Source organism: Variovorax sp. GW821-FHT09D07 (assembly GCF_059416345.1).
In genome coordinates this window covers 1,147,404-1,173,920 of record NZ_JBWKOY010000001.1, presented here as the reverse complement: position 1 = coordinate 1,173,920, position 26,517 = coordinate 1,147,404, and the positions used below count along the sequence as shown (strand labels likewise).

General features: G+C 66.8%; 24 protein-coding genes. 10 read left to right on the top strand and 14 right to left on the bottom strand.

The window, feature by feature from the left end; translation table 11 throughout:
* From AC07OX_RS05335 to AC07OX_RS05290, 10 genes are all read right to left on the bottom strand, one after another.
* A complete protein-coding gene (locus tag AC07OX_RS05335) occupies nucleotides 1-711 on the bottom strand; it encodes an ABC transporter ATP-binding protein (protein ID WP_495260165.1) in 711 nt (236 codons plus the stop codon).
* Nucleotides 698-1,480, bottom strand: coding sequence for an ABC transporter ATP-binding protein (locus tag AC07OX_RS05330; protein ID WP_495260164.1), 783 nt, complete (start codon nucleotides 1,478-1,480; stop codon nucleotides 698-700). Before AC07OX_RS05330 ends, AC07OX_RS05335 begins: the two co-directional genes overlap by 14 nt.
* A complete protein-coding gene (locus AC07OX_RS05325; RefSeq protein WP_495260163.1) occupies nucleotides 1,477-2,475 on the bottom strand; it encodes a branched-chain amino acid ABC transporter permease in 999 nt (332 codons plus the stop codon). The genes AC07OX_RS05330 and AC07OX_RS05325 overlap by 4 nt, the downstream gene beginning before the upstream one ends.
* A 1-nt stretch (nucleotide 2,476) precedes the next feature.
* The gene (locus AC07OX_RS05320) at nucleotides 2,477-3,346 is read right to left on the bottom strand and encodes a branched-chain amino acid ABC transporter permease (RefSeq protein WP_495260162.1); all 870 of its coding nucleotides are present in this window, start codon (nucleotides 3,344-3,346) and stop codon (nucleotides 2,477-2,479) included.
* A 43-nt stretch (nucleotides 3,347-3,389) separates the two neighbouring features.
* Nucleotides 3,390-4,562, bottom strand: coding sequence for an ABC transporter substrate-binding protein (locus AC07OX_RS05315; protein ID WP_495260161.1), 1,173 nt, complete (start codon nucleotides 4,560-4,562; stop codon nucleotides 3,390-3,392).
* 281 nt (nucleotides 4,563-4,843) lie between these two features.
* On the bottom strand, nucleotides 4,844-5,755 hold the full coding sequence (locus AC07OX_RS05310; protein ID WP_495260160.1) for a LysR family transcriptional regulator: 912 nt from the start codon (nucleotides 5,753-5,755) through the stop codon (nucleotides 4,844-4,846).
* Between the two features lie 64 nt (nucleotides 5,756-5,819).
* Nucleotides 5,820-7,226, bottom strand: coding sequence for an MmgE/PrpD family protein (locus tag AC07OX_RS05305; protein ID WP_495260159.1), 1,407 nt, complete (start codon nucleotides 7,224-7,226; stop codon nucleotides 5,820-5,822).
* Between the two features lie 47 nt (nucleotides 7,227-7,273).
* Nucleotides 7,274-7,585, bottom strand: a complete 312-nt coding sequence (locus tag AC07OX_RS05300; protein WP_495260158.1) for a DUF4387 domain-containing protein — start codon at nucleotides 7,583-7,585, stop codon at nucleotides 7,274-7,276.
* On the bottom strand, nucleotides 7,582-8,976 hold the full coding sequence (locus AC07OX_RS05295) for an acyclic terpene utilization AtuA family protein (RefSeq protein ID WP_495260157.1): 1,395 nt from the start codon (nucleotides 8,974-8,976) through the stop codon (nucleotides 7,582-7,584). Before AC07OX_RS05295 ends, AC07OX_RS05300 begins: the two co-directional genes overlap by 4 nt.
* On the bottom strand, nucleotides 8,976-10,337 hold the full coding sequence (locus AC07OX_RS05290) for an LLM class flavin-dependent oxidoreductase (protein ID WP_495260156.1): 1,362 nt from the start codon (nucleotides 10,335-10,337) through the stop codon (nucleotides 8,976-8,978). The genes AC07OX_RS05295 and AC07OX_RS05290 overlap by 1 nt, the downstream gene beginning before the upstream one ends.
* A 258-nt stretch (nucleotides 10,338-10,595) precedes the next feature.
* On the opposite strand from AC07OX_RS05290, the gene ribB reads away from it, so the two are divergent.
* The 5 genes from ribB (at nucleotide 10,596) to AC07OX_RS05265 (ending at nucleotide 16,006) form a co-directional block, all read left to right on the top strand.
* Nucleotides 10,596-11,273, top strand: coding sequence for a 3,4-dihydroxy-2-butanone-4-phosphate synthase (gene ribB, locus AC07OX_RS05285; RefSeq protein ID WP_495260155.1), 678 nt, complete (start codon nucleotides 10,596-10,598; stop codon nucleotides 11,271-11,273).
* On the top strand, nucleotides 11,270-12,343 hold the full coding sequence (locus AC07OX_RS05280; RefSeq protein WP_495260154.1) for a flavin reductase: 1,074 nt from the start codon (nucleotides 11,270-11,272) through the stop codon (nucleotides 12,341-12,343). Before ribB ends, AC07OX_RS05280 begins: the two co-directional genes overlap by 4 nt.
* Before the next feature lie 183 nt (nucleotides 12,344-12,526).
* Nucleotides 12,527-14,002 carry an aldehyde dehydrogenase gene (locus AC07OX_RS05275; protein WP_495260153.1) on the top strand — a complete coding sequence of 492 codons (1,476 nt, stop codon included), beginning with the start codon at nucleotides 12,527-12,529 and terminating at the stop codon, nucleotides 14,000-14,002.
* Nucleotides 14,003-14,030: 28 nt separating this feature from the next.
* A complete protein-coding gene (locus AC07OX_RS05270) occupies nucleotides 14,031-15,059 on the top strand; it encodes a Bug family tripartite tricarboxylate transporter substrate binding protein (protein WP_495260152.1) in 1,029 nt (342 codons plus the stop codon).
* A gap of 53 nt (nucleotides 15,060-15,112) precedes the next feature.
* Nucleotides 15,113-16,006 (top strand): NAD(P)-dependent oxidoreductase, encoded by an 894-nt coding sequence (locus AC07OX_RS05265; protein WP_495260151.1) that lies wholly within the window; start codon nucleotides 15,113-15,115, stop codon nucleotides 16,004-16,006.
* Between the two features lie 15 nt (nucleotides 16,007-16,021).
* On the opposite strand, the gene AC07OX_RS05260 is transcribed toward AC07OX_RS05265, so the two are convergent.
* Nucleotides 16,022-16,942 carry a LysR substrate-binding domain-containing protein gene (locus AC07OX_RS05260; protein WP_495260150.1) on the bottom strand — a complete coding sequence of 307 codons (921 nt, stop codon included), beginning with the start codon at nucleotides 16,940-16,942 and terminating at the stop codon, nucleotides 16,022-16,024.
* Nucleotides 16,943-17,245: 303 nt separating this feature from the next.
* On the opposite strand from AC07OX_RS05260, the gene AC07OX_RS05255 reads away from it, so the two are divergent.
* Nucleotides 17,246-17,407 carry a hypothetical protein gene (locus AC07OX_RS05255; RefSeq protein ID WP_495260149.1) on the top strand — a complete coding sequence of 54 codons (162 nt, stop codon included), beginning with the start codon at nucleotides 17,246-17,248 and terminating at the stop codon, nucleotides 17,405-17,407.
* 158 nt (nucleotides 17,408-17,565) lie between these two features.
* On the opposite strand, the gene AC07OX_RS05250 is transcribed toward AC07OX_RS05255, so the two are convergent.
* The gene (locus tag AC07OX_RS05250) at nucleotides 17,566-18,804 is read right to left on the bottom strand and encodes a hypothetical protein (RefSeq protein ID WP_495260148.1); all 1,239 of its coding nucleotides are present in this window, start codon (nucleotides 18,802-18,804) and stop codon (nucleotides 17,566-17,568) included.
* A 264-nt stretch (nucleotides 18,805-19,068) separates the two neighbouring features.
* On the opposite strand from AC07OX_RS05250, the gene AC07OX_RS05245 reads away from it, so the two are divergent.
* Complete coding sequence (locus tag AC07OX_RS05245) at nucleotides 19,069-20,970, top strand: hypothetical protein (RefSeq protein ID WP_495260147.1); 1,902 nt, start codon at nucleotides 19,069-19,071, stop codon at nucleotides 20,968-20,970.
* A gap of 237 nt (nucleotides 20,971-21,207) precedes the next feature.
* Here AC07OX_RS05245 and AC07OX_RS05240 read toward each other — a convergent pair whose 3' ends face one another.
* A complete protein-coding gene (locus AC07OX_RS05240; RefSeq protein ID WP_495260146.1) occupies nucleotides 21,208-22,020 on the bottom strand; it encodes an NYN domain-containing protein in 813 nt (270 codons plus the stop codon).
* Nucleotides 22,021-22,564: 544 nt separating this feature from the next.
* On the opposite strand from AC07OX_RS05240, the gene AC07OX_RS05235 reads away from it, so the two are divergent.
* Nucleotides 22,565-23,392, top strand: coding sequence for a DUF932 domain-containing protein (locus AC07OX_RS05235; RefSeq protein ID WP_495260145.1), 828 nt, complete (start codon nucleotides 22,565-22,567; stop codon nucleotides 23,390-23,392).
* A 78-nt stretch (nucleotides 23,393-23,470) separates the two neighbouring features.
* Nucleotides 23,471-25,480 carry a ParB/RepB/Spo0J family partition protein gene (locus tag AC07OX_RS05230; protein ID WP_495260144.1) on the top strand — a complete coding sequence of 670 codons (2,010 nt, stop codon included), beginning with the start codon at nucleotides 23,471-23,473 and terminating at the stop codon, nucleotides 25,478-25,480.
* Between the two features lie 105 nt (nucleotides 25,481-25,585).
* On the opposite strand, the gene AC07OX_RS05225 is transcribed toward AC07OX_RS05230, so the two are convergent.
* On the bottom strand, nucleotides 25,586-25,882 hold the full coding sequence (locus AC07OX_RS05225) for a hypothetical protein (protein WP_495260143.1): 297 nt from the start codon (nucleotides 25,880-25,882) through the stop codon (nucleotides 25,586-25,588).
* 306 nt (nucleotides 25,883-26,188) lie between these two features.
* On the opposite strand from AC07OX_RS05225, the gene AC07OX_RS05220 reads away from it, so the two are divergent.
* Nucleotides 26,189-26,497: a DUF736 domain-containing protein gene (locus AC07OX_RS05220; protein ID WP_495260142.1), complete on the top strand. Its 309-nt coding sequence runs from the start codon at nucleotides 26,189-26,191 to the stop codon at nucleotides 26,495-26,497.
* Nucleotides 26,498-26,517 lie beyond the last annotated feature (20 nt).

Genomic DNA, 26,517 nt, shown 5'->3' with positions numbered 1-26,517 from the left:
TCAGACCCCCAGGTAGGCTTTGCGGACATACGGGTCGTCGAGCAGCTCCGCGCCCTTGCCTGACTTCACGACCTCGCCGCGTTCCAGCGCGTAGGCGTTGTGAGCGAGCCGCAGGGCCAGCCGCGCGTTCTGCTCGACCAGGATGATCGACATGCCACCGGCGTTGAGCTTGCGGATCGCCTCCGCGATCTCGGCCACCACCTTGGGCGCGATGCCCAGCGACGGCTCGTCCAGCATCAGCAGCTTCGGCCGCGCCATCAACGCGCGCCCGATGGCCACCATCTGCTGTTCGCCGCCCGACAGCGAGCCCGCGAGCTGGTTGCGCCGCTCGTGCACGCGTGGAAACAGCGCGTAGATCTGCGTCAGCGATTCCAGCCGCTCGGCGGCCGACTTGATGGTGTGCGCGCCGACCAGCAGGTTCTCCAGCACGGTCATGCGGCCGAACAGCCGCCGGCCTTCCGGCGACAGCGCGATGCCGCGCTGCACGCGCTGCTCGGGCGACAGCCGGTGGACCTCCTCGCCGTCGAGACGGATCGAGCCGCTGCTCATTGGCACGCTGCCGGCAATGGCCTTGAGCGTGCTGCTCTTGCCGGCGCCGTTGGAGCCGATCAGCGCGACCAGCTCGCCCTTGTTCACGCGGAAGCCGACCGAACGGACCGCCTCCAGCAGACGGTAGTGAACGCCGAGCTTTTCGACTTCAAGCATGGGCATAGTCAGGGGCTCCCAGGTAGGCTTCGACGACGGCGGGGTTGGTGCGGATTTCTTCGGGGCTGCCTTCGGCGATCTTCTCGCCGTGGACCAGCACCACGATGCGCTCGCAGATTTCCATCACGATCGCCATGTGGTGTTCCACCAGCAGCAGCGTGAGGCCGTGCTCCTTCTGCAGCTTGCGCAGCAGCCGCGTGAGCTCGTTGCATTCTTCGTGATTCAGGCCAGCTGCGGGTTCGTCCATGAGCAGCATCGTCGGCTGCGTCGCCAGGCCGATCGCGATGCCGAGCTTCTTCTGCAGGCCGTAGGCCAGCGTGCCGGCGGGCACGTCGCGCCATGCCTGCATGTTCACGATCTCCAGGATGCGGTCGACCTCCGCGTCGACCGCGTGCGGCGCGAGCAGCCCGTGCGTGCGCCGCATCAGGCGCTGCGGCGCCGAGCCCTCGATGCGCGAGAGCAGCGAATGCTCGATGTTCGTCGCCACGGTCTCTTCCGCGAAGGTGGTGGTCGACTGGAACGTGCGCGCCAGCCCCGCTGCGACGATGAGGCTCGGCCGCAGCCCGGTGACGTCGCGGCCGTTCAGCCGCACGCGGCCGTGTGTCGGCGCCAGCGTGCCGCTGATGGTGTTGAATGCGGTGGTCTTGCCCGCGCCGTTCGGGCCGATGAGCCCGACGATCTCGCCGGGGCGCACCTTGAACGACAGGTCCTTCACCGCCGCGAGCCCGCCGAAGTGCTTCGAGAGGCCCTGAACTTCCAGCAGGAATCCGCTCATGGCTTCGCCCTCCGTGCCGTCGCCATGGCCACGATGCCGGCGATGCCGCCGGGCAGAAAGCGCAGGATCAGGATGAGCGCCGCGCCGTAGAAAATGTGCTGCGTCTGCACCGCGCCGCGAAAGAACTCGGGCAGTGGCGTGAGCACCAGCGCACCGACCATCGGGCCGTACAGCGACTTGCGCCCGCCGATCACGAGCATCGTGATGAACGCCACCGAGGCGCCGGTCGCGAACGACTCGGGCGAGATGAAGCCGATGTAGCGTGCGGTCAGCACGCCGCCCAGGCTGGCAAGCACGCTGCCGCCGATGTAGGCCACGATCTGCATGCGCAGCACGCTCAACCCCGTCGATTCGGCCAGTGCGGGGTTGGCCGCCACGGCCGTCATCGCGCGGCCCAGCGGCCGGCTGAACAGCCAGACCATGAAGCCCACCGACGCGATCGCCAGCAACAGCGCTAACGCATAGAAGCGCTCCCGCGAGTCCAAGACAAACCCCCCGAGGCTCAGCGGCGGGATGCCGGCGATGCCGTTGGCGCCGCCGGTGATCGACACCGCGTCCAGCAGCACCAGCCGCACCAGCTCGGCAAAGGCAAAGGTCACGAGCACGAAGTAGACCCCGCGAAGCCGCAGGATCACCCATCCCAGCAGGCCCGCCACCACAGCGCCCACTAGTAACGAGAGGGCAGCCGCGGTGATCGTTCCCAGGCCGAACATCGACGAAAACAGCACCGAGCCGTAGGCGCCCAGCGCCACCGGTGCCGAGTGCCCGAACGACAACTGCCCGCTGCGGTCGATGAGCGAGAGCCCGTTGACGATCACGATGTTGATGCACGAGAGGATGGCCAGGTGCAGCACGAACTGTCCCGCAGCCCAGGGCCATGCCGCGGCCAGCACCGCGGCCACGGCGCCGACCACGGCCAGCTTGCGGCCGTGAGGTAGCTTCCAGGCTGGCGAGGTGCGCGGGGCGGGCGCCCCCGCTGTCAATTGGGTCGTCATGTCAGGCTTCTCCTCGGCCGATCAGGCCCCGCGGGAATGCCAGCATTCCCACCATCACCAACAAGAAAATCAGCATGTCCGCAGTGCTCGTGCTCAGGAACAGCGTCGAATAGCTTTCGAGCAGGCCGAGGCACAGGCCCGCGAGCGCGGCGCCGGGAATGCTGCCCAGGCCGCCGAGGATCACCACCATGAAGGCCTTCAGCAGCGGCGTCTGTCCCATGAAGGGCGACACCGAGAACAGCGGCGCCATCAGCGCCCCGCCGATGGCCGCCAGCCCCACGCCGATGCCGAAGCCCAGCGGGTAGTACAGGCGCGCACGCACGCCCTGGATGGCGGCGGTCTCCGAGTCCTCGACCACCGCGCGCAGGCCACGGCCCGCGCGCGAATGGCGCAGGAACGCGTATAGCAGCAACAGCACCAGCACCGCGAACCCGACCACGTACACGCGCGAGTTCGCCACCGTCACGCCCAGGATGGTGGTGGCGCCCGATGCGATCGACGGCAGCGATACCGGGTCCGGGCCGAAGGCCATCAGGGCGACGTTCTGCAGGATCAGCGCCAGCCCGATGGTCACGATCATTCCGTTCAGCTCGTCCTTGCGGAACGGCTTCAGGATGAACCACTCCAGCAGGCTGCCGACCACGATCGCGGCTACGAAGCTCAAAGCCACGGCTGCCAGGAACGGCAGCGCGAGCTTCGTCGTGAAGAAGTAGGCGGCGAACGCGCCCAGCATGTAGAACTCGCCGTGCGCGAAGTTCACCATGCGCATCACGCCGAACACCAGCGTGAAGCCAACGGCCATGAGCAGGTAGAGCAGCCCGACGATCAGGCCGTTGACCGTCGCCTGCCCGATCAATAGATTCCAGTCCATACCGATCCTTGCGTTGGTTGCGATGCGTGCGTCGTGGCGGCGCTCAGTTGCAGCCTTCGGTGACCGTGCAGCGCGCGCGGATCACCTCGACGCCGTTCTTGATCTCCGCGACATAGAAGGGCACGGCGAGCTGGTGGTCGACACCGTAGTTCGCCTTGCCAGTCCAGCCGAGCTTGCCGAGCACGCCCGCGTAGTCGTTGATCTTCTCGAGCTCGACGCGCACCTTGGCGCTGTCGGTCACCGTGCCGGCGCGGCGCATGGCCTCGAACAGCATGCCCGTGAAGTCGTAGTACGAGGGGCTGAAGCCGTTCGGCGCGCTCTTGTACTTGGCCTTGTAGGCGTCGATGTAGGTGCTGGTCGACTTCAGGTTCGCGTCGATCACCGCGTGCACCATCATTCCTTCTGCAGCCTCCTTGCCTGCCACGGTCAAGAGTTCCGCCGTGGCCGGGCCGCCGGTGCGCACGATGCGTCCCTTGAAGCCCAGTTCACGCGCCTGCTTCGTGATGAGGCCGGCGGTGCCCGGCGCATTGCCGTCGAGTTCGATGGTGTCGATGCCGCGCGCGAGCATGCGCGTGAGCAGCGGCACGAAGTCGACGCGGTCTCGCTCGAAGAATTCCTTGGCCGTCAGTTCGGCGTTGTTCTTCTTGTAGGCTGCTTCCAGGTCGCGTGCGATGACCTGGCCCGACTCGTCGTTGGGGAACAGGCCGCCGGCCTTCTTCACGCCGAGGTTCTTCACCATCCACGCGATCTGCGGCTCGGAGAACTCGTAGGTCGTGACGACCGGTCGGAAGCTGAAGGGCTTGTCGGCCCCCATCGCCTTGTTGGTGAAACCCAGCGTCGAGGTGAGGACCTGGTTCTTCTCCGTGATGGGTTGCACCGCCAGTGTGGGCGCGGAGCCCGTGGGGCCGATGATGAATTTCACCTTGTCCTCAAACACCAGCCGGTTGGCGACCGTGACCGCTTCGCCGGCCTGGTACTTATCGTCGTAGGCCACTACTTCGACGCGGTACTTCTTGCCGCCGACCTCCAGGCCGCCCGCTGTGTTGACCTTGTCGGCCGCGAGTTCCGCGGCGTTCTTCATGGCCTGGCCCCATGCAGCGCCGGGGCCCGACAGCGTCACCAGCGCACCGATCTTCAGCGTTTCCTGGGCTGCGGCCTGCAGCGTCACGGCTGCGAACAGCATCATGCCGAGGGCATTGCGAGTCACTCGATTCATCTTGTCTCCTGTTGAAATGATGTCGCCCGATCGAAGGATTTCGACGACGTTTCGCGCGGTGGAAACATCGCGCCGTGAAGGTCGGCGGGGCATGCGCAATTTTCTGGCGGGGGGTGCTTCGAAGGACAATGACGAATGCGTATGCACTTATTGCAGCGGTGAATAAACGGCCTTCGAAACCGCAGACGCACGCAAGCGCGGTCACGCATTCACGTGACCGTGCTGTAGGTCGCAGGAGAAAGCGCGCGCCCGCAATACGGCGCGACTGCTAGCAGCAGTTGCTAGATGAGCGGTTCGAACTCGCGATGCAGGTGGTCGCGAAAGCTCTGCACCGCCGTCGTGAGTGCCGTGCGGCGTGCCACGATGCTGCCGTAGCTTCGCACCGCGCGGAAGTCTTCGATCTGCACGATCGCGCGCGACTCCCTGGCATTGATCTGCGCCATGGAGCGCGGCAGGAAGGTCACGCAGCTGCCCGTGTCGATCATGCCCATCAGCGTCGGCAGCGTGGATGCGGTCGAGGCCTCGAGCACCGCACCGAAGCGCGCGAACTCGCCGGTCAGCCGTTCGCGCAGGCTGGTGTAGCGCTCGAGAAAGATCAGGCGGTAGGGCAGGATCATTTCCACGACCACGTGCTTTTCCCTGGCCAGCGGATGCTTCGCGGGAACGACCAGCACCACGTCTTCCTCGGCCAGCGGCTGGAACAGCAGATGGTCGTAGTCGCCGTCGACCGCCGTCACGCCGATGTCCGCGGTGCCGTCGCCGATGCTCTTGAGAAGCATCTCGAAGGGCATGTCACGCAGCACCAGCTGCACGTCGGGAAAACGCTCGCTGTACGAATGCATGATGCGCGGCATGAAGGTCGCCGAGATCATCGGTGTGGCTGCGATCACCACGCGGTTGCGCGCCGCCTCCGAGCGGTCGCGGAACTGGTGCAGCACCGCGTACAGGCCCGAGAGGGCTTCTTCGGCGGCGGCGCGCAGCAGGTCGCCGTCGGCCGTGGCCTCGACGCTGCGCGTGGTGCGCTCGATGAGCTTCACGCGCAGCACGTTTTCCAGCCGCTTCACGCGGCTGGACACCGAAGGCTGCGACACGCACAGCCGCTCGGCCGCGCGGCTGAAGCTGCCTTCCTCGAGCACCACGAGGAAGGTCTCCAGTTCAGGCAGGTGAAAACGCAGTTGCGGGTGTCGTTTCAATGGGGAGTTCTCGCGGCGCGCCGGTCGGGGGGCGTCAGCTTATACCAGGCATGCCGGCACCGCATCAGCCGCGCAGTGCCGCGGCAATGGTGCGCACCGGCGTGTCCGGCGTGGCCGACAGCAGCACGTCGAGGATGCCGGCCACCCGCGTGCGGTCGAGGTCGATGCCCGCGGTGCCGCGGAACTTGGCGACGATGTCCTCGCGTGACAACGCGCGCTCGCCGCTGCCCAGGTTCACCGGCACGCGGCGGCTCAGCACCTTGCCCGAGGCGAGGTGCACCGTGACGGCGCCCGAGAAGTACTTCGGGAACTGCGAGTCTTTCTCCTCGATGCATTCGACGCGCTGCGCCATCGCGAGGGTGGCGGGGTCGCGCAGGCTCTCGTCGCTCAGCTCGCCCAGGCCGAATTCACCGCGCAGCAGGCAGGCGGACACGACGAAGTGCGCGCTGAACTTCGCCTCGTAGTCGGAGCGCGGCAAGGCTTTCGCCGCAGCGGGCTCGGCCACGATCGGCATCGTGGCTGCGGGCAGTTCGCACGTGACCTTCAGCACCTGAGCGGGGTCGCCGATCTGCGCGTGCAGCTGCAGCGCGGCTTCAGCGCATCCGTGGATGAAATGGCACACGGGGTAGGGCTTGATGGCCGTGTCCAGAATGGTCCAGCGGCTGCCGAGCCCTTCGGCGATCGAATCGAGGTCGACCTCGCCCGCATGCGCCTGCATGTGCGTTTCGAAGAAGCCGAAACGGCCTTCGTACGGTCGCTGCGGCGAGGCGAAGCCATGGCGCACCATGTATGCCGCCGTGATGCCGGCCAGCGCGCCCCAGCCGGGGTGCATGCGCTTGGTCCAGGCGCCGTCTTCCAGGAACACCTGCACGCCCGAGGCCGTGCTGGCGGCGATGCCCTGCGCATCGATCAACTGCTTCGCATCGAGTTCGAGCAGCTTGCCGGCCACGACAGCGGCGCTGAAGTGGGACAGCAGGCCCGTCGCATGGAAGCCTGCATGGTGAAAGCCACCGTTGACCGACTGGCCGAGTCGGATACAGGTTTCCATGCCGGCCACGTAGGCCGCGATGAGTTCGCCCCAGCGTGCGCCGACCGCCTCGCCGACCGCGAGCGCCGCCGGCAGGCAGGCCACCGTGGGATGCACGATGCTGGCCGGGTGCGTGTCGTCGAAGTCCAGCCCGTGCATGAGGAAGCCGTTGGCCATGGCCGCGTCGCGCGGGGCCAGTCGGCGCGTGCTGCCGATGACGGTGCCGTCGCCCACGCCACCGGCCGCGGCAATGCCTGCCAGGCCGGGCGCCGAGAACGGGAACTGGTGCGAGGCGAAGGCCAGGCCGATGCCGTCGACGATGTGGTGAACCGACTTGGTCCACACGGCCTCGGGCAGGGTGTGCTCGTTCAGGCCGGCGGCAAAGGCGGCCAGCGCCGACGCGATGTTGCCCTGGGGAACGCGGAGGGAAGAAGTTGTTTTCATGCGTGTTGGAAATTGTGATCGCGCGCCTGGTCGTCTGCGTGCCAGGTTTACATCGGAATGTCGATGTCGAGCAGCGGCGCATGCTGCTGCGCACCGTACACGTCGGTATCGCCGACGGCGCCCGACGGAATCCGGCGGGGAAGGGTGGCTTTCCACGCCAGCGCGGGCGGGTACTCGGTGAACAGCACCGCATCAGGGGCCACGCCGTACAGGCCTGCGATCAGCGCCGGCGTGATCACGCCCGAGGCGCGCACGCGCTCGAACAGCGCCGGGTCGTCAAACATGATGTCCAGCGTGATGTGGAACGGGCCTGCGTTCTTGCTCTTGCAGGCCTTGGCAATGTCTTTGAGGCGGGTCATTCGGCTCCTCGCACGTCTTCGTACTCGATCGGGAACATGCACAGCGGATCGTCGATCTCGACCACGTGCTGCAGCATGAATTCGTAGATGGCGCCGCGTTCGATGTCCGACGGCGAGAAGGGGAAGGCCATGTTGCCCTCGCGACACATGCGCCCGGGAAAGTCCGAGTGCAGCAGCGTGACGCGCGCCAGCGACAGCGCCGCGTTGGCGATGTCCTGCGTCTTCGCGACGACCTCGGCGATCAGCGCCAGTTCCACTGGCTGCGCATCGCGCGACGGCTCCCAGCTGCCCATGACGCCGTCGCGGCCGTACACGCGCAGCACGAGCTGGTAGTCGGCGGGCGCAATGCCCAGTGCGCTCACCTTGGTGGCGGTGGAGCCGCGCACGAATTCCAGGAAGCTGTCGATCTGCCCGATCAGCCCCGGGTCGCGCGTGGCGGCCATGGCCATCGCGCTGAAGCCCACGCGCCGCGCGCCTTCGAGCTTGATGGAATACGGCGCGGGCTTCCACGCCATGCCGCTGACGCGCACCACGCGGTCAGTCAGCGCTTCGATCTGGCAGTCGCTCGAATCGACGATGCCGCCGGGTTCGTAGCGGATCACCGGGCTGGCGTTCTCGTGCAGCGCCTGCACCGCCACCGACATCGGCGTGCAGCGCAGCTCCGGGTTGAGCGGCTCGGCCTCGATGAAGTCTTCACCGACGGTGACCAGCAGGCAGTCGTGCTTCTTCGGAATGGCCGCGTTGCAGGCGCATTCGAGCATCTTGCCGGCATACCAGGCCGGTGCCGCGGGCAGGCCGTGGTGCATGGCGAGTGCGACCCACGGCGCCGGGTCGGTGCCGCGCCCGCCGAGGATCACCTGCGCGCCGGCGGCCAACGCCGCGCGGTAGGGCTCGGGGCCCATCATGCCGACGATGCGCTCGGCGCCTTCGATGTCCTCGGGCCGCAGCGCGGGCGCATGGCCGAGCGCGCGCACCTTGCCGGCTTCGAGCTGTTCGAGCAGGAAGTCCTTGTCTTGCTCCGCATGGATCAGCGCCATCTTGAAGCTGAGGCCGTGCTCGCGCGCCACCTCGCGGATGATGTCGGCGCAGGCCTGCAGGTGCGGCTCGCCGCCCGCGCCGCCGCAGGTGCCGACCATCATCGGGATGCCGTTGCGGATGGCGCCGCGCAGCAGCAGCGACAGGTCGCGCTTCATCGCCATGCGCGAGTTGAGCGTCTTGCCCGAGCCCAGGTAGTGCGGGCCGGGGTCGGAGCTGCCGCCGTCGACGCCGATCATGTGCGGCTTGCGCGCCAGCGCGGCCTCCAGCGAGCTCTCGGGAAAGCCGTAGCCGAGGATGCCGCTGGCCGACATCATGCGCACGGTCTTCGGCTGCGTTGCGTGGTTCGCCGCCATCAGGCCACCTTGCGCCAGTCGCCGGCGCCGGGGCGCACGATGCCGAGGTTCTCGCGCAGCGTCGTGCCGGCGTACTCCTTGCGGAACAGGCCGCGCTTCTGCAGTTCCGGCACGACCAGGCGCACGATGTCTTCGTAGGTCCCCGGCACTTCGGTGGCAGACAGCACGAAGCCGTCGCAGGCGCTTTCGAACCATTCCTGCATCTGATCGGCCACCTGGGCACCGGTGCCGACGAAGCAGGGACCGTCGTTGAGCGTGCCGCGCCCCGAGGACTCGACGAAGTCGCGCACCGACGGGTTCTTCTTGCCGCTGACCTGCACCACCTTGTCGCGCAGGCTCTGCCACGACACGGCGGCCAGTTCGGCGTCGGTGAAGGGCTCGTCGTAGGGGCGGCCCGAGAAGTCGATGTTGAGCGTCTCGCCGATCATGGTCAAGCCGTCGATGGGGCGCGACAGGCTGGCGATGAGGTCGCGCTTTTCGCGCGCCGCGCTTTCCGTCTCGGCCACGATGATCTTGAGTTCGGGTGCGATGCGCACCAGCGAAGGGTCGCGGCCGGCACTCGCGATGCCGTCCTTGAGCGCCTTGTACTGCTTGCGGCCGTTCTCCAGCGTCGGGTACTTGGCGAACACCAGTTCGGCCCAGCGCGACGCGAACGCCATGCCGCGCCCGCTCTGGCCGGCCTGCAGGATCACCGGATGGCCCTGCTGCGAACGCGGCACCGACAGCGGGCCGCGCGACTTGAAGAAGCGGCCTTCGTGGTCGAGGCGGCGCACCTTGTCGGGGTCGGCGAACACGCCGCTGGCCTTGTCCCACTGAATGGCGCCGTCCTGCCAGGTGTCCCAGTGGCCCATGACCACTTCCATGAACTCGTCGGCGCGGTCGTAGCGCAGGTCGTGCTCCAGGTGTTCGGAGGCGCCGAAGTTGGCGGCCTCGGAGTCGTTCATCGAGGTGACCACGTTCCACGCGACGCGGCCCTTGGTCATGAGGTCGAGCGTGGCGAACAGCCGCGCCACATGGAACGGCTCGTAGTAGGTGGTGGAGTAGGTGGCGCCCAGGCCCAGCTTCGACGTCGCCATGGCCATGGCCATGAGCACCGAGGTGGGCTCGAGCTTGATCGCCCGCACGCCGTGCGCCACTGTCTCGCGGTGGCTGTTGCCGTAGATGTCGGGCATGGCGAGCCGGTCGTCGAAGAAGGCCATGTCGAACTTGCCTTCTTCGAGGGTGCGGGCAATGCGCTGGTAGTACTCCGGCGACATGCAATCCGTCATGCTCGACGGGTTGCGCCAGGAGCCGGCGTAGTTGGAGCAGTTCTGGGCCTGCATGAATGCAATGAGCGTCATCTGACGTGCGGTGGTGTTCATCGAGCTGCTTTCCTTTGAGCGATGGTTCGTGCCTTTTCGAGCGCGAATCGAGTATTTGTCCGGCCTCTCCGAGCGTCAATTTCTGCGCTCTGATGAACCTATAGGCGGGGCGAATAATTCGAATCGCAGGGCCGCGGCGCACTCATTTCCAGCGCGTATAGATCCATTGATCCTGGCGATTTGTGGTGCACCAACCCCGTTCCTACACTGCCCGCCATGCAGTCGAAAACGGAGTTGCTCATGCAGGAAACATGTGTTTTGAAACGGCCCCTCGGCGCGGACCGGGCCGCCGGATTCGACGCCGTCGAGTCGGCCATCACCGCCATCGGCCGGGGCGAGTTCGTCGTGGTCGTGGACGACGAATCGCGCGAGAACGAGGGCGATCTCATCATTGCGGCGGACGCCGTCACGCCGCAGGCCATCGCATGGATGGTGCGCCACACCAGCGGCCTGCTGTGCGTGGCGCTGCCCGGCCTGCTGCTGGACGACCTGCAGCTGCCGCTGATGGTCGAGAAAAACGGCGAGTCGCACCAGACCGCGTTCACCGTAAGCGTCGACCTGAAGCACGGCATCCGCACCGGCATCTCCGCATCGGACCGTGCGGCCACGTTGCGTGCGCTGTCCGACCCGGCCGCCGAGCCCGGCGACTTCGTGCGGCCCGGCCACGTGTTCCCGCTGCGCGCACGCCCCGGCGGCGTGCTCGAACGGCCCGGCCACACCGAGGCTGCGCACGACCTCGTGCGCCTGGCCGGCCGCCGACCCGGCGGCGTGCTGTGCGAACTGGTCGCCGCCGACGGCGAGATGGCCCGCCGGCCCGAGTTGCTCGGCTTTGCGCGCACGCACGGCCTTCGCATCATCACCATCGCCCAACTCATCGACTACCGCCGCGCGCGTCGTGACGTCGCGGCCCTGTGCCACCGGGAGACCCTTCCATGAACTTCGACAGCAGACAACTCCGGCAGGTGCTCGGCGCCTTCCCCACGGGCGTGACCGTCGTGACCACCATCGACAGCGCCGGCAAACCGTACGGCGTGACGGCCAACTCGTTCAGTTCGGTGTCGCTCGACCCGCCACTGATCCTGTGGAGCCAATCGATGACCTCGAGCAGCCACCCGGCCTTTCGCGACGCGGAGCGCTTCGTCGTCAACATCATGGCGGACGACCAGGTGCACGTGGCCAACCAGTTCGCGAAGTCCGGCGACGACAAGTTCTGCGGCATCGCGGTGCACCCGGGCCTGGGCGGCGTGCCCGTCATCGACGGCAGCGCGGCGCACCTGGAATGCGTCAAGGTGGCGGCCTATCCGGGCGGCGACCACATCGTGTTCATCGGCCGCGTCGAGCACATCGAGCGCGCCCCGCGCGACTCGCTGGCCTTCGGCGATGGGCGCTACAAGGTCACCTTCGCGCACGACCTCGGCGGCCACGTCAGCGGTCCGGAGGGCGCGGCGAGCCTGCCTGCGCTGGAGGCGGTGCGCATGGCCAACGCGGCGCTGCCGCAGATCTGCGAGGAGATCGGGCAGCGCACGCTCGGGCTCGCCGTGTGGGGCAGCCACGGCCCGACCATCGTGCGCTGGGAGCCGTCGCGCCAGCCGGTCAGTCCTTCGCTGCAGACCGGGGTGGTGGTGAGCCTCACGCAGTCGGCCACCGGCCGTGCCTTCGCCGCCTTCATGGACCCGGGCGTGACCGCGTCGGCGGTGGCCCGCGAGCTGGAAACGCGGGCGATGTCCGGCGAGCCCGACGACGGCCGCCTGGCCACGCGCATCGCCGAGGCGCGGGCGCACGGCATCGCGCGCTCGGTCGGCGAGGCGCCGTCGCTGCGTCACCAGGTCATCGTGAACGCGTTCAGCGCGCCGGTGTTCGACGCCAGCGGCCAGATGGTGCTGGCGCTGTCCACCACCTGCCGTGCCGACTTGCTCGCGCCGGACTGGGACGGCCCCGTGCCCACGGCACTGCTGCAGGCCGCGCGCAAGCTGTCGGCCCGGCTGGGGCACGTACCGCCGGGCTGAGCGCCGCGGCGTGCTGTCGCCTTGGTGGCACCAGTGCGCCGAATACGTGAAAGACGTTTTTCATATTGGACCGCGGCCACGCGGTCCCCCTAGAGTTCCGCCCACAACAATGTGGGCATGCAGCCACCCGGGCGGCGCCGAGGGGCCGGCCCGACACCGAGACAACCCGAAGGAGACTTCCTCATGAAGAAACACCGCCTCTACATCGACGGTCGGTATGTTGAACCGACGAGCGGGCGTTCGCTGCCCAGCGTCAACCCCTACACCGGCCAGGTGTGGGCCGAGATCCCCGACGCCGGCGTGGCCGATGTGGAAGCCGCCGTGGCCGCCGCCGGGCGTGCATTCCGCGAGACCTGGCGCAAGACCTCCGGCGTGGCACGTGCCGCGATGATGCTGAAGCTGGCCGGGCTCATCGAGTCGCACGCGCAGCGCATGTCGGTCATCGAGAGCACCGACAACGGCAAAATCGTGCGCGAGACCGAGCCGCAGATGAAGTGGGTAGGGCGCCAGCTGCGCTTCTTCGCGGGCTACGCCGACAAGCTCTTCGGCCAGCACATCCCGCTCGACCAGCGCGACACGCTCGACTACCTGGTGCACGAGCCTTACGGTGTGGTCGCGCTCATCACCGCCTGGAACTCGCCGCTCGCGCTGCTGGCCAACAAGCTCGCGCCGGCGCTGGCCGCGGGCAACTGCGTGGTGGTGAAGCCTTCGGAGCACGCCTCGGTCTCGACGCTGGAGTTCGCGGCGCTGGTGGAGGAGGCGGGCTTTCCGCCCGGCGTTTTCAACGTGATCACGGGCGGCGCAGAGGCCGGCCGCGCGCTCGTCGACGCACCGGGCGTGGCGCGCGTGAGCTTCACCGGAAGCCCCGGCGTGGGCCGCGAGATCGCGGCCGCCGCGGGCCGCCGGCTGGTGCCGGTCACGCTCGAGCTCGGTGGCAAATCGCCGAACATCATCTTCGACGACGCCGACGTGCCCAAGGCCATCGTCGGTGCGCTGGCGGGCATCTTCGGCGCCACGGGCCAGACCTGCGTGGCCGGCTCGCGCCTGCTGGTGCAGCGCGGCGTGTACGACCAGGTGGTGCGAGGCGTGTCGGAGCGCGCGGCAAAGATCCGCATGGGCGACCCCACGCAGCCCGACACCGAGATGGGCACCGTGGCCAACGAGCCGCAGTTCCGCCGCATCCTGCAGGCGATCGAAGGTGCGAAGGACTCCGGCGCCCGGCTGGTGACCGGCGGCGGCCGCGCCGTCGGGGGCAACCTCGACGCCGGCTACTTCGTGCAGCCGACCGTGTTCGCCGACGTGAACAACCGCAGCGAACTGGCGCAGGAAGAAATCTTCGGCCCGGTGCTCGCCATCATTCCCTTCGACACGGAGGAAGAGGCCATCGCCATGGCCAATGACAGCCGCTACGGGCTGGCCGCCGGCATCTGGTCGAGCAACATCTCGCGCGTCATGCGTGTGAGCCGCGAACTGCAGGCCGGCTCGGTCTGGGTAAACACCTACCGCGCGGTGGCGGCGCAGGCGCCGTTCGGGGGCTTCAAGGAGTCGGGCATCGGCCGCGAGCGCGGCGAGGCCGGGCTGCATGAGTACCTGACCACCCGCAACGTGATGATCGACTTCTCGGACGCCGAGCGCGATCCTTTCGCCATCAAGGCCTGACCTCGCGCGCACCAGGAGACACCTCACCATGTCCAAGATTTCATCGAGCCTGCCGGCGCAGGCCAGCTTCCGGCGCCGCACCGTGCTGATGGCGGGCGCCGCGACGGCGGCAGCCAGCCTCACGGGCCTCACCGGCCTGAACCCCGCGCACGCGCAAGCCTACCCGTCGCGCATCATCAAGCTCGTCGTGCCGTTCCCGCCTGGCGGGTCGGTTGATGCTGTGGCGCGCGCGCTGGCGCCGCAGCTGCAGCGCCAGATGGGCCAGGCCATCGTGATCGAGAACCGCCCCGGCGCCAACAGCGTGCTCGGCGCGCAAGAGGTCAAGCGGGCGCCGGCCGACGGCTACACGATCCTGCTCAACGCTTCGCTGCAGGTGGTGAACCCGCTCATCATGAGCACGGCCACCTACGACCCCGAGAAAGACTTCAAGCCGATCACCTACCTCGGCGCCTTGCCGCAACTGGTGATCGTGTCGGCCGACAGCCCGTACCGCACGCTGCAGGACCTCCTGGCCGATGCGCACCAGCGGCCGGGCCGGGTGCAGTGGGCCACCGCGGCCTACGGCGCGGCGGGGCACCTGGCGGCCGAGCTGCTCAAGGTCAGGGCGAAGGCCGACATGCCGATCATTCCGTACAAGGGAGGCGGCCCGGCGCTCAACGACCTGATGGGCATGCACGTCGCGGCCATGATCGAACCCATGGCCTCGGCCTACCCGTTGGTCAAGGGCGGGCGCCTGCGCGCGCTGGCCATCACCACGCCCAAGCGGCTGCCGCTTCTTCCCGACCTGCCCACGGTGGCCGAGAGCGGCTTCCCCGGCTTCGACATGCCGAGCTGGTACGGCCTGTGGGTGCCGGCCGGCACGCCGCAGGACATCGTCGAGCGGCTCAACGCCGAGATCAGGACGGCCATGCAGTCGCCCGCGGTCTCGTCGAAGCTCGCGGCCATTTCCTTCCAGCCCGTGCTGTCGTCGCCGGCGGAGTTCGCGTCGTTCATTGCGCGTGAACTGGCACTGGACAAGGACATCGTGGCCGCCGCAAAGATCAAGCTGGACCAGTGAGTGATGCAGATCGCCGGCACCCCCCACTCATTCAAACAGAAAGAAGCTTTCCAATGACCCCAATCAAGACCATCGGATTCATCGGCCTCGGCGTGATGGGCGAGCACATGTGCGCCAACCTCGTGCGCAAGTCGGGCCTGCCCGTGCGCATCTTCGACCGTTCGCCCGAAGCCATCGCGCGCGTGGCTGACAAGGGCGGCATCGCCGAAGCCTCGGTCGAGGCGGTGGGTGCGGCGTCCGACGTCGTGTTCCTGTCGCTGCCCTCGATCGACCAGGTTGAGCCCGTGTGCGAGAACCTGATGCGCGCCTCGCCCGCGCCGAAGATGATCGTCGACATGAGCACGAGCGACGTAGCGCGCACGCGCGCGCTGGCCGAAAAGCTCGCTGCGGCCGGCATTGCCTTCGTCGATGCACCGGTGGCGCGCACGCGTGAAGCGGCGGTGCAGGGCACGCTGTTCATCACCGTGGGCGGCGCCCCGTCCGACGTGGACGCCGTGCGCCCATTCCTGGCCTGCATGGGCAGCGACGTGCTGCATTGCGGCGTGGTGGGCTGCGGGCAGATCGTGAAGATCCTCAACAACATCACGGTGCTGATGACGGTGAACGCGCTGTCCGAAGTGCTGACCATCGGCCGCCGCGCAGGCGTCGACGGCAAGGCGCTCTTCGACGCGCTCTCGCAGGGCTCGGCCGACAGCTTCGTGCTGCGCAACCACGGCATGAAGTCGCTGGTGCCCGATACCTTCCCCGAGAAGGTGTTCCCGGTCGACTACGCCATCAAGGACGCCGCGCTGGCGCTGTCGCTCGCGCGCGCGGGCGGGTTCGAGCCGCACATCGCCAGCTACGCGCACGAGATGCTGTGCAAGACGCGCGATGCGGGCTTTGCACCCAACTACCACCCGGCTGTGGTGCAACTGATCGACGGCCGCGTGGCCGTGCCGCAGGGCTGAGCGAGACTGGGCGCTTCAGGCGGAGGCGTCGCCCGCCGTCTCGGTGCCGAGCGCCTTGACGAGCGCCGGCACGATCTGCCGCGTGACGGCGAGCGTCAGCTCCGAGGCGTGGCGCTCGCTCCAGATGACTTCGAGCCGGATGCGGCCGACGGCGGCAGGCACGTCCCGAAAGCGCACACCGGGGTAGCTGCTCTCGCAGTACGAGCGCGGCACCAGCGCCACGCCGAAGCCCGCGCTCACCATCTGCATGATGGTCAGCGGGCTGCGCGCGTAGTGCTTCACGTTGGGGCTGAACCCGGCGGCCGAGCAGGCGCCGACGATGGCGTCGAACACGGTCGGCGCGTGGGTGCGGGGCAGCGCCACCATCGGCGCATCCGCGAGGTCGGCCAGTGTGAACTGCGGGTTGTCGGCGTGCGGATGGTCCAGCGGCAGCACCACGGCAAACGACTCGGTGAAGACCTGCTGGCGGCTCACGTTCATGCGCTCGGGCTTGACGTGTGCGATGCCGATGTCGAGCGCGCCCTGCGACACGGCCCGGACCTGGTCGTCCGACTGCATGTCGGTCACCAGCACCTCGACGTTGGGAAACGCTGAGCGCATCAGTTCGGTGAACGTCGGCATTACGCTGAAGAGTGCGGAAGTCGCCACGCCGAGGCGGATGCTGCCGGCGTTGGTCTGGCTGGCTCGCACGGCCGAGTTCACGGCGGAGCGAAACTGGTCGAGCAGCAGCCGGCTTTCGCGCAGGAAGACCGTGCCGGCATCGGTCAGCCGCACGTCGCGGCGATTGCGCACCAGCAGCACCACGCCCATTTCTTCTTCGAGCGACTTGATCTGCTGCGACAGCGGCGGCTGCGAGATGTGCAGCTTCTCGGCCGCCCGGCTGAAGTTGAGCTCTTCGGCCACCATCACGAAGTAGCGAAGTTGCTTGAGGTCCATTGTGGCGTCCGGCGATCGAAAGGGGCGGGCCGCCATGTTACTTCCGTAGGGTGCCGCTTGAAGGCGGTCTGGTCTCGATGCACGTGGGAAACCGTTGCATGTCTCGTGAGGCGAGCGAAAAAAGCGCATGAACGCTCTTGACGAGCCAGTCACCTCCGGCCGCGCCGTCGCGCCGTTTGCAGAGTTCGTACTCGAACTCGTACCACCAAGCTTCCTGATCGGCGATGGGGCAGCCGACGCTCACGATGGGGCTGGTGGGCTTCCACATGGGCGCATGTTGCTGTTTTCGATGTTTAGCTCAAAGTGGACATCGATAGCTTCGATGTCTATGTCGGTGATCGCCGCGAATCAGACACTCGAGACGGCAACTCGGGCGCTCCGGCCGAGCAAGCCGGGCGCGTCATCGTTCCCTATCCGGCCGGCGGCAATTCCGACCCCATCGGCCGCTTCATCGCCGACACCTGAATGGCCGATCGCAATGCGGCCTTGGTGGCCTCCGCGCCCTGGCCCGTGAGGGGGGTCATCTCGATCGGAAGGTGCGCAAGGATTCGGCGGTTTTCGGCCATGTTGGGTTCTGATCGTTTCCGCGAAGGTGTGTGATGTGGGGGTGGAGGGGATGGAATTCATTCCGGCCACCAAGGCGGCCGCTCCGGCTGAGCCGCTTCGACACGCAACGCGTCGGCCAGTTCATGCACGGGGTCCCTGAGGCTGCTTCGCACGAGTGCGATCCATGTACGCAATGCGTCATCCTCAGGCTGATCGCTGGCGATCCCCTCCAGGCACGACAGCACATCCAGGGCACTGTGATAGGCCGCCAGGGATTGGCCGACCGCGACGGCGCGAGGCAGTTGATTCGCCCGCGCCTCCCGGCGCTGCGCATGCACCTGCTCTGCGGCCATCGCGATGTTGTGTGCCCGGGCTGCTTCCCGCTCCTGTTTTCGTCGGATAGCGGCTTCTTCGGCCAGCAACTTGGACCTGAGTGCTTCGGCTTCCGGGAATGCGATCAGGGCGCGCGTGATCTCCGGGAGTTGTTGCTCCAGCTGTTCGCGGCTGCCTGTCCACTGGCGGGCGATGACGTGCCAGTCTCTCTCCAGCTTCAGCTTGTAGCCATTGAGGGCCTTGTACTCATCTCGATGAAAGAGGAAATCCTGGCTCTTGGGGTGAGCAATCTTCTCAACCTGTTCGGAGAAGTTCAGCTTGATGGCGCCGCCCGCGCGCCGGATCTCAACCGTGTTCGATGCGTCTCCCCGGCCAGCGATGACCTGACAGCCTCCGGCGATCAGTCCACGGATGAGCGCTTCATGGAAACGGAGAATCCAGTCAATTTGGGTGAGGGTCGCGGTGATGCGCAGGCAGCCGCTGCCAGAGGTGTACCGGCCCGAGGTCATCCTGTGGCTCGACATGGCGCCGAAGAAGGGCCTGCGCAGCCGCCTGGCTTCTTCCGCCTCCACCGCCAACGTCGCCTCTTCGCGCTGGATGGACTGGAAGAAGCGAGCGGTCTTCGCCACCAGTGGGTGGCAGTGGTCGAGCGAGGGCGGTACATCGATGGGCTGCAGCTCAACGGCGTCCCTGGCCCGGGAAAACGCTTGCTGGACCTGCTGGATCCTCGTGGCGTCGGAGGAACGGGCCGCCGTGGTGTCTTTCTCCGGCAAGTGGACTTCGTGATCGACGTCGGAAGGCGCCAGTGGGGTCTGCATACAGATCTTGCCGGCCGCGAGACGGGTCCAATAGCCGACGGGCGGAACAGGGATGTCGTATCGGCGGCAGAGCTTGGAGAGTCCGACATCGGACAGGCCGAGATTTGGCCCCAGATGGCGAAGCGGTGTCTGCCAGACCAACGCATACAGTTCAGATCGTTTCACGTACATCTCCACCGTCAGATAAAAGGAAGGCTCAGGTCAAGCGCGGCTTGGGTATCTTGAAGTGCTATGCGCCGTGTTCCGCAACAACCTTCATGGCTCCTCCTTCCAAAAGGGATCCTCTGGGCTCGATTAAGAAACTGCGCGTAACCACTGCCGAAAATCCGGGAGGAGGCGGACATTGAGTCCAGGCTCCGCTGCAACTACCCGGCCGCACAGCCCGCGACCGATTCAACTTCGAGGAATTTCGTTTTCAGGTCAGCCTCTATGCAGATACTAAAATTTGTGCGTTCCCTCTTCCCGGCTGCGCCCCATGCGGCCTCTGAGAGCGTCGTCGACGCGTCGCCGGAATCGGTTGGTTCCAGCACCGCGCACGCTCCCCCGGTATCGAGCCTGCCGGGCGTGGATAGTCCAGCTGCGTACTGGCCGGCATCTCTCACGCACCTCGCCCTCGCGCACGACAAGCCGGGAGCCGAGTACGTCACGATCGGTGAGATCTCAGACGCACCCATCGGAGGGTTCGCAGGGTACAAGAAGGTCAGCGCCGCGCTTGTTCCCCTTTCCATGCTGACAGAGGTCCTGCAATCCACCGCGCCCACGGGGCACGAGGTCCAATCGCATGGCCCTTTGCCAATCGTGGGCGATGAAGGGCCGGCGCATCGCGGCGGATTCTGGATCGAGGGAATCGAACGCGAGACCCGATTTGAACCCTTGGTCAACAACTGGCACGGTAGTGACACAGAGGTCGTCATTCCCGACAACAGCCTGTTGATGGTGTTCGGACTTGTGCCTCGGCAGACTGGAGAGTCGGAGTTGTCGTGGGATGATCCTCACGGCCCCGTGTACGACGTGGTGCGTGTGTCTGCGGTATGGGACCATCAACGACCGAAGGAGGAGCGCCCGGGCGCTTTCGTCGAGATCCGGCGTGACTATTTGCTCGAGTATTGCCGCATCAAGCAGGCCGCCGTCGTCGCCTTCTACTATGAGCAACGATGGTCCGACGGCGACGCATTGTTCGACCGTGTGATGGCAGGCCGGGATAACGAAGACTTTCATCTGCCGGGCCGACTGCTCAATCTCCAAGTTCATCGTGATGACGTGGATGGTCGTGGTCGCCAGTTCGCGCAGGTCTGGGGTCGAGGAGTCATCCTGGCTCGAGGTGAGCGCCGCGTGATCGCAGTCGACAAGCCGGCACTGATCTGGCCCGACTACACCGGACCGATGACGATGCAGCGCGCGGGCCGTGAGCACCTGATGGCTTACGTGAGTGACCACGTGCTGCGCGACTACGAGGGCCGCCCGGAATTCCAAATCCATCCGCCATCCGGCGGCGTTTCCTACCGAGGCCAATGGTCGGTAGGCTACTGCCATCGCATAGGTAGAAGTCATATTGCGGTAGAACTCAAGAAACTCTACGAAGGCAGTCCACCTGCCGTCATTGAGCACTGGCACCGATTTTCGGTGCCGCAGGCGACGGCCTACGGCGATCGGGACAGCAGTGGCGGAAGGAACATCGCGGTTCGCGCGCAGGAGCTTGTGGAGGCACATCTCGCGATGACGCGCACGCTGACTCAGCTAGCCGAGCGCCTCGGTCTCAGCTTCCTTCAATCCGAAATCGGCGGCTACGACAGTGCAGACGTCGCGTATCGCGGGTGGTGGCTCATCGAGGGACTCTCGTCGCTTGCCCAAGTGGTGCCATTGAGCATCACGCTCGACGCCTTCCTCGATCGCGCAGTCGATTTGGTGATTCTGTGGGAATCAGTTCAGCAATCGCCGCTGCGAAACATGGTCCTCAAGATGGGCGTCGACAGAAAACAACTGGTCGAACTCAAGAGCATGAAGTTGCTCGGCGCTCTCTGCCAGCTGGCGACTCTCTGCAAGGGCGCCGGCCACCGATGGCCCGAGGATTCCATACACATCGTCGCTGAGTGGAACAAGGATGTACGCATTCCGGCACTACGGCGGTTGTTCGCAGTGAATCAACTCCGGCAGAAGGCTGCGCATCGGACAGGAACTGGCTTTGCCGCCTCACTCGCGACTGATCTGGATGCATTTGGCATCCAAGCTGCGGCGCATGTCGCCGGTTGGGGAGCGGCCGTGGACCGTCTCTACGACGGCTTGATCGAGGACTTCAACGTCATCTCGGCCTTGCTGGCTCCGGGTGAGTGATCACGGGCGCCTGCCATCGCGACGCTCATTGTGGACATCGAACGACCCGGGTGTTGGGACCGGTCTCATTCTGGTCATCCAATGCGGGTTCTTCGGCAGTGCCACTTCGGCGCGCAAAGCATTCTGCGATGCCCATGCACGGGGTCGTCGAGGCCGCTTCGTAGGACGGTGATCTAGGTATGAAGCATTTCCTTTTCGGACTTTTCGCTGACGATACCCGCAGGCGCGCAAGCACTCTCATGCGCGCGGCGCGTCGGTTTCCGCCGCGCCTTCGGCTTTGGGCAGCAGGCTCACCGACCAGTGGCCACCTTGCTCCTGTTGAGAAGCGAGCAGGTCGTAGGTCTTGACCATGTTCAACAGTCCCGAGTGGCCGTAGGTCTGGGGCGAGAAGGCCGGGTCGGTGCGCTTGAGGTACTGGCCCAGGACGCCCAGGCCGACCTTGCCTTCGGACGTGTCGCTGGCGAGCAGCGATACGGCTTCGACGAGGAAGCGTGGCCGGCGCTTCGGCGCCGGCTTGGGCGGTTCCTGCTTAGGCGACTCGGCCTTTGCAGGCTCCGCTTTCGCGGTGGCCTTCGGCGCGGCCTCGACGACCGCTTCCGCTGGTGGCTCGGGACGCGTCCATTCGAAGAATTGGTCGCTGGCATTGCGCAGCGCGTCAGGCGTCTTGGGTTCGCCGACGATGCAGACGGTGGCGCCGCGCTCGCGCAGCTTCCGACACAGGTAGGCGAAGTCGGAATCGCTGGTGACCAGGCAGAAGGTGTCGGCCCGCTGGTCGAAGAGCGCTTCCAGCGCATCGAGCGCCAGGGCGATGTCTGCGGTGTTCTTGCCGGCGGCGTACTGGTACTGCAGGCAGGGTGTGAAGGCCAGGCGCACCAAGGCGTCCTGCCATTTGTTGGCCAGCGTGCTCTGGTTGCCGTAGCCACGGCGCAGCACGACGCGGCCGAACTGCGCCACCATGCGCAGCGCATGTTCGAGGATGTCGGGCGGCACGTTGTCGCAGTCGACCAAGACGGCGACGCGTGTCTCTGTTGTCGTTGGGGTGGTGCTCATCCGGGGTTCCGTGTTGCTGGGTTGAACGGCTCACAACGGTAGCCGATTCCGGGCGTCTCCGGCCTCGCGGACATGGCCGGCCGCGCTGTCGTGCTGCGCATCGAGCCACTTTCGGTGTCTCGCCCCATCCGGGCTTCCATCGTTCCCTCGCTCCGCTCGGCTGACGCCTCCGGCCCGGTTCGTTGATCCGGGCCTGCGCGCTTCGCTTGCGTGGGGTCGGCGCAGAAGGCGGCCGTTGCCTGTCCAGCCATCTTTCCTGACCTCATCACCTTGTGCGCGACCGTAGCCCGCGGCCGGGTGCCGTCAAGGCGCGCCAGGCCGTGTCCTCGGCTGCGCCTGCGGGCCGCACCTACCTGGCGCTTGTCTCCTTGACGGCGCCCCTCCGCGCGCTCCTGACCGTCGCGGGCGATGAACTCAGGAAAGACGGTGGCAACGAGGCCAACCGGGTTCTTCGTGCCGACCCCACCGGAAGACCCGAAGAGGGCTCCGAATCTAGGAATCCGGTGGGGGTTGTTCAACAGCCAACCTTTTCAGGAGAAATGCCATGCAACTCGCTTCCCGTTTCGCGAACAACTCGCCGGTGCTGCGCTCGGAACATCCCTTGTCGAATGACCAGATCAGAACCGTGGCCCCGTCCATCTTTGCAGATGCCCCGCACGGCAGCCGATCGGAGCGCTACAGCTACATCCCCACGGCCACCGTGCTGACCGAACTGAGAGGGGAGGGCTTTGAGCCCTTCATGGTGTGCCAGACCCGCGTGCGGCAGGAAGGGCGGCGCGATTTCACCAAGCACATGATCCGGCTGCGCCACGCCAGCCAGATCAACGGCCGCGAGGCCAACGAAATCATCCTGCTGAATTCCCATGATGGCAGCAGTAGCTACCAGATGCTGGCGGGCATGTTCCGCTTCGTCTGCCAGAACGGACTGGTGTGCGGAGATACCGTGGCCGATGTGCGCGTGCCCCACAAGGGCGATGTGGCGGGCCATGTGATCGAGGGCGCGTATGCCGTGCTGGAAGGCTTCGGGCAAGCCCAAGCCTCGCGCGAATCCATGCAGGCGGTCACGCTGGACGCCGGGGAGTCGGAGGTGTTCGCCCGCGCCGCGCTGACCCTCAAGTACGACGACCCGGACAAGCCCGCGCCGATCACGGAAACGCAAATCCTGATGCCGCGCCGCACCGGCGACGACCGCCGCGACCTGTGGAGCGTGTTCAACCGCACCCAAGAAAACCTCATCAAGGGCGGCCTGCACGCCCGCGCCGCCAACGGTCGCCGCCAGAGCACGCGGCCCGTGCAAGGCATCGACCAGAACCTGCGCCTGAACCGCGCCCTGTGGCTGCTGGCTGATGGCATGCGCCAACTCAAAGCCTGAACCCCAAGCCCGGAGGGGCGCGCAGCCTCTCCATTCGTTCCCCGATCTTTTTCCATCTTTCCCGATAGGAGCTACATCATGAACACCGCTACCTTTGAAGAAACCAACGCCGTCGCAGCCTCGCAGGAACTGCTGCTGATCCCGCTGTCCAAGCTGCGGCCTTCGAGCCGCAACGTGCGCAAGAGTGGCGGCACGTCGATTCCCGAACTGGCCGCGAGCATCGCCCGCGTCGGCCTGCTGCAAAACCTCACCGTGGTGGCCGCGCCCGATGGCGATCACTACGACGTGGTGGCCGGGCGACGGCGTCTGGCCGCGTTGACGCTGCTGGTCAAGCGCCGCAAGCTGGCGAAGGACCACGAGGTGCATTGCCTGCTCGTGCTCGACGACGCGGCTCGCACCGTCAGCCTGACGGAGAACGTGCAGCGCGAGGCCATGTCGCCCATCGAGGAACTGTTCGCCTGGAAGGACCTCGTGGCCGAAGGCCGGCCCGTGGAAGACATCGCCGCCGATTTCGGAGTCACGCCCTTGGTGGTGCAGCGGCGCTTGAAGCTTGCCAACGTCTCGCCCCGGCTGTTGGCGGATTTCGGGGCGCAGGCCGTGACGCTGGAGCAGTTGATGGCGCTGGCCATCACCGACGACCATGTGGCACAAGAGGCGGCGTTCTACGAATCGCCGCAGTGGCAGCGCAGCCCGGAGGCGCTGCGCTGCCACCTGACCAGCGAAGAGATCGATGCCAGCCGCGATGCGGTGGCCCGCTTCGTCGGGCTGGAGGCCTACGAGCAGGCAGGCGGCGGTGTTCGCCGCGACCTGTTCGCGGACGAACAGGACGGCGTCTTCCTGACGGACGGCGCACTGTTGGAAGCGCTGGCGCGGGACAGGCTCGCACCGGTGGCCGAGCAGGTACGGGCCGAAGGCTGGGCATGGGTGGATGTCGCCCTGCGCGCCAAGTCGTCCGACCTGTACCAGTTCCTGCGGGCTCGTCGCGTGCGCCATGAACCCACCAAGACCGAGGCCAAGCGCATCGCCAAGCTGGAAGCCCGGCAATCGACGTTGCAGGCGCGGCTGGACGACGAGAGCGAGGACATGACCGATGAGCAGGCGCAGGCGCTGAACAACGAAATGGACAAACTCGGCAACGAACTGGACGCCATCGAACGCCAGTTGCTCGAATACCCGGCCGACGTGGTGGCGATGGCCGGTGCCGTGGTGTTGCTCGACCCCATGGGCGGCGTGGTGGTGCATCGTGGCCTGCTGCGCGAGGAACAGGCCAAGGCATTGCGAGAGCAGGCGCGGCAGGGGGACGGCGCGGCGGGCAGCGACCCGGATGCGGGTGCCGATGAACCCGCCAATCCCGGCATCTCGGAGAAGCTGGCGAAGCGCCTCAGTGCGCACCGTACGGCGGCATTGCAGGCCGAGGTGGCGCGGCACCCGCACGTCGCGCTGGTGGCCGTGGTGCATCGCCTCGCGTTGCGCGTGATCGTGGACAGCTATGGGGCGGGCGGTTCGCCTGTCGACATCACCGCCACACCACAGGATGGACTCGGGCTGCATGCGCCGGACATGGCGCAGTCGCCCGCTGCCATCGGCATGGGGAAGGTCCGGCAGGCTTGGGCCGAACGCCTGCCCGATGACCCGGATGCGCTGTTCACCGAACTGCTGGCCTTCCCGCAGCAGGAACTGTTGTCGCTGCTGGCGGTGTGCGTGGCCTCCACGGTCAGCGTGCTGGCCTCGCATGAAGAGGAAGTCCCCGCCGTTGCGCTCGCGCAGGCGGTGAACCTCGACATGCACGACTGGTGGACGCCGACCGCTGCAGGCTACTTCGAGCATGTCTCGAAGGCCAAGGTGCTGGAAGCGATGCTGGCGTTCGCGCCCGATCAGGTCAACCGGCTGGGCAAGCTCAAGAAGGCCGACATGGCGAACGAGGCCGAACGGCTTGCGGTGGGAACGGGTTGGCTCCCCATGATGTTCCGAGGGCCGGAGGCGACTGCCGAAACGCAGGCCGCGCCGGAGGACAAGATTGAGACCGGTGCCGAATCCAACGGCGGTGTTGAGGCAGAAGACCACGAGGATATGCACGCTGTCGCGTGAGCATGGAGCCCCAGCCTGCGGGTCGGGGCTCCTTGAATCGGCGCGACGCGCGCGGCAGGTGTGCCGCGCGCGTTTTCACATCCAGCGGCTGCGCCGCCGACATCATCAAAGAGTGACCCCCGCCGCAGGGCGGGCGCGGGGCTGCGACAGGCCTTGCTGTGCTGGGTTCCGAAATGTGGCGCCGTCCCCGACGCTGGCGGGCAGGCCACCGTGAACAACGGAGGTTTCCACCGAAGGCCGTTCGCGATGCTCTCCGATTTCCACGCCACCAATGCCGATCCTGCGTGCCAGCGCGATGCGGCGGAGCGTTTTCCCTTGCGGTCGCTGTTCAGCCAGCTTGGCGTTCGGCAGCGGCCGAATCCATGCCGGGACACTGTCGCCTAGGGCGGTTGCCTGGCTCATGCGTCCCTTGCGAGAACAGGTCCACGCCCACGGCCTTGTATGTGCCGTGAATCCTGGCGCGGGCACGGCGGCGCTGCTCTGCGTTTCGCTTCGCCTCGGGCTCCATCGCCGCAACCGTCCGGCCCGACAAATTTCCCCTCTGCTGCGCAGATTCCTCGCGAGGCAAATTTCTCGTTCCTTCCGGTCCTTCGCTGCGCTGCGGCCCCTGCGCTTCGCTACGGGATGCGGCGCGCCCGGACCCGCGCCGATCGGATCACGCCAAGGCCGCGATGGGCGCGGACCTGGAAACCTCGAAAGGACTTCATCATGAGCACCATTGGCAACTTCACCGCTTCGGGCAACGGCTACACCGGCACGGTTCGCACCCTGACCTTGAACGTCAAGGTCAAGATCGCCACCAGCGAGAAGGCGAGCGAGAACGCCCCGGACTACCGCGTCATCGCGGGCAACGGGCTGGAGATCGGCGCGGCGTGGAAGAAGATCAGCAAGGCGGACCGGCCCTACCTGTCGGTGACGCTGGACGACCCGTCGTTCCCGGCGACCATCTATGCCCGCCTGGTCGAAGGCGAGGACGGCGCGCACAACCTGATCTGGTCGCGCAGCAAGGGCGACTGAGCGTCGCCCTCGGCACCCCG

Excerpts from the sequence above, each read along its gene's own strand:
- AC07OX_RS05225 (WP_495260143.1), bottom strand. The coding sequence starts at position 25,882 with ATGAGCCAGGCAACCGCCCTAGGCGACAGTGTCCCGGCATGGATTCGG.
- AC07OX_RS05315 (WP_495260161.1), bottom strand. The coding sequence starts at position 4,562 with ATGAATCGAGTGACTCGCAATGCCCTCGGCATGATGCTGTTCGCAGCC.
- AC07OX_RS05240 (WP_495260146.1), bottom strand. The coding sequence starts at position 22,020 with ATGAGCACCACCCCAACGACAACAGAGACACGCGTCGCCGTCTTGGTC.
- AC07OX_RS05220 (WP_495260142.1), top strand. The coding sequence starts at position 26,189 with ATGAGCACCATTGGCAACTTCACCGCTTCGGGCAACGGCTACACCGGC.
- AC07OX_RS05330 (WP_495260164.1), bottom strand. The coding sequence starts at position 1,480 with ATGAGCGGATTCCTGCTGGAAGTTCAGGGCCTCTCGAAGCACTTCGGC.
- AC07OX_RS05320 (WP_495260162.1), bottom strand. The coding sequence starts at position 3,346 with ATGGACTGGAATCTATTGATCGGGCAGGCGACGGTCAACGGCCTGATC.
- AC07OX_RS05260 (WP_495260150.1), bottom strand. The coding sequence starts at position 16,942 with ATGGACCTCAAGCAACTTCGCTACTTCGTGATGGTGGCCGAAGAGCTC.
- AC07OX_RS05275 (WP_495260153.1), top strand. The coding sequence starts at position 12,527 with ATGAAGAAACACCGCCTCTACATCGACGGTCGGTATGTTGAACCGACG.
- AC07OX_RS05235 (WP_495260145.1), top strand. The coding sequence starts at position 22,565 with ATGCAACTCGCTTCCCGTTTCGCGAACAACTCGCCGGTGCTGCGCTCG.
- AC07OX_RS05325 (WP_495260163.1), bottom strand. The coding sequence starts at position 2,475 with ATGACGACCCAATTGACAGCGGGGGCGCCCGCCCCGCGCACCTCGCCA.
- AC07OX_RS05270 (WP_495260152.1), top strand. The coding sequence starts at position 14,031 with ATGTCCAAGATTTCATCGAGCCTGCCGGCGCAGGCCAGCTTCCGGCGC.
- AC07OX_RS05230 (WP_495260144.1), top strand. The coding sequence starts at position 23,471 with ATGAACACCGCTACCTTTGAAGAAACCAACGCCGTCGCAGCCTCGCAG.
- AC07OX_RS05280 (WP_495260154.1), top strand. The coding sequence starts at position 11,270 with ATGAACTTCGACAGCAGACAACTCCGGCAGGTGCTCGGCGCCTTCCCC.
- AC07OX_RS05265 (WP_495260151.1), top strand. The coding sequence starts at position 15,113 with ATGACCCCAATCAAGACCATCGGATTCATCGGCCTCGGCGTGATGGGC.
- AC07OX_RS05295 (WP_495260157.1), bottom strand. The coding sequence starts at position 8,976 with ATGGCGGCGAACCACGCAACGCAGCCGAAGACCGTGCGCATGATGTCG.
- AC07OX_RS05300 (WP_495260158.1), bottom strand. The coding sequence starts at position 7,585 with ATGACCCGCCTCAAAGACATTGCCAAGGCCTGCAAGAGCAAGAACGCA.
- AC07OX_RS05245 (WP_495260147.1), top strand. The coding sequence starts at position 19,069 with ATGCAGATACTAAAATTTGTGCGTTCCCTCTTCCCGGCTGCGCCCCAT.
- AC07OX_RS05290 (WP_495260156.1), bottom strand. The coding sequence starts at position 10,337 with ATGAACACCACCGCACGTCAGATGACGCTCATTGCATTCATGCAGGCC.
- AC07OX_RS05335 (WP_495260165.1), bottom strand. The coding sequence starts at position 711 with ATGCCCATGCTTGAAGTCGAAAAGCTCGGCGTTCACTACCGTCTGCTG.
- AC07OX_RS05305 (WP_495260159.1), bottom strand. The coding sequence starts at position 7,226 with ATGAAAACAACTTCTTCCCTCCGCGTTCCCCAGGGCAACATCGCGTCG.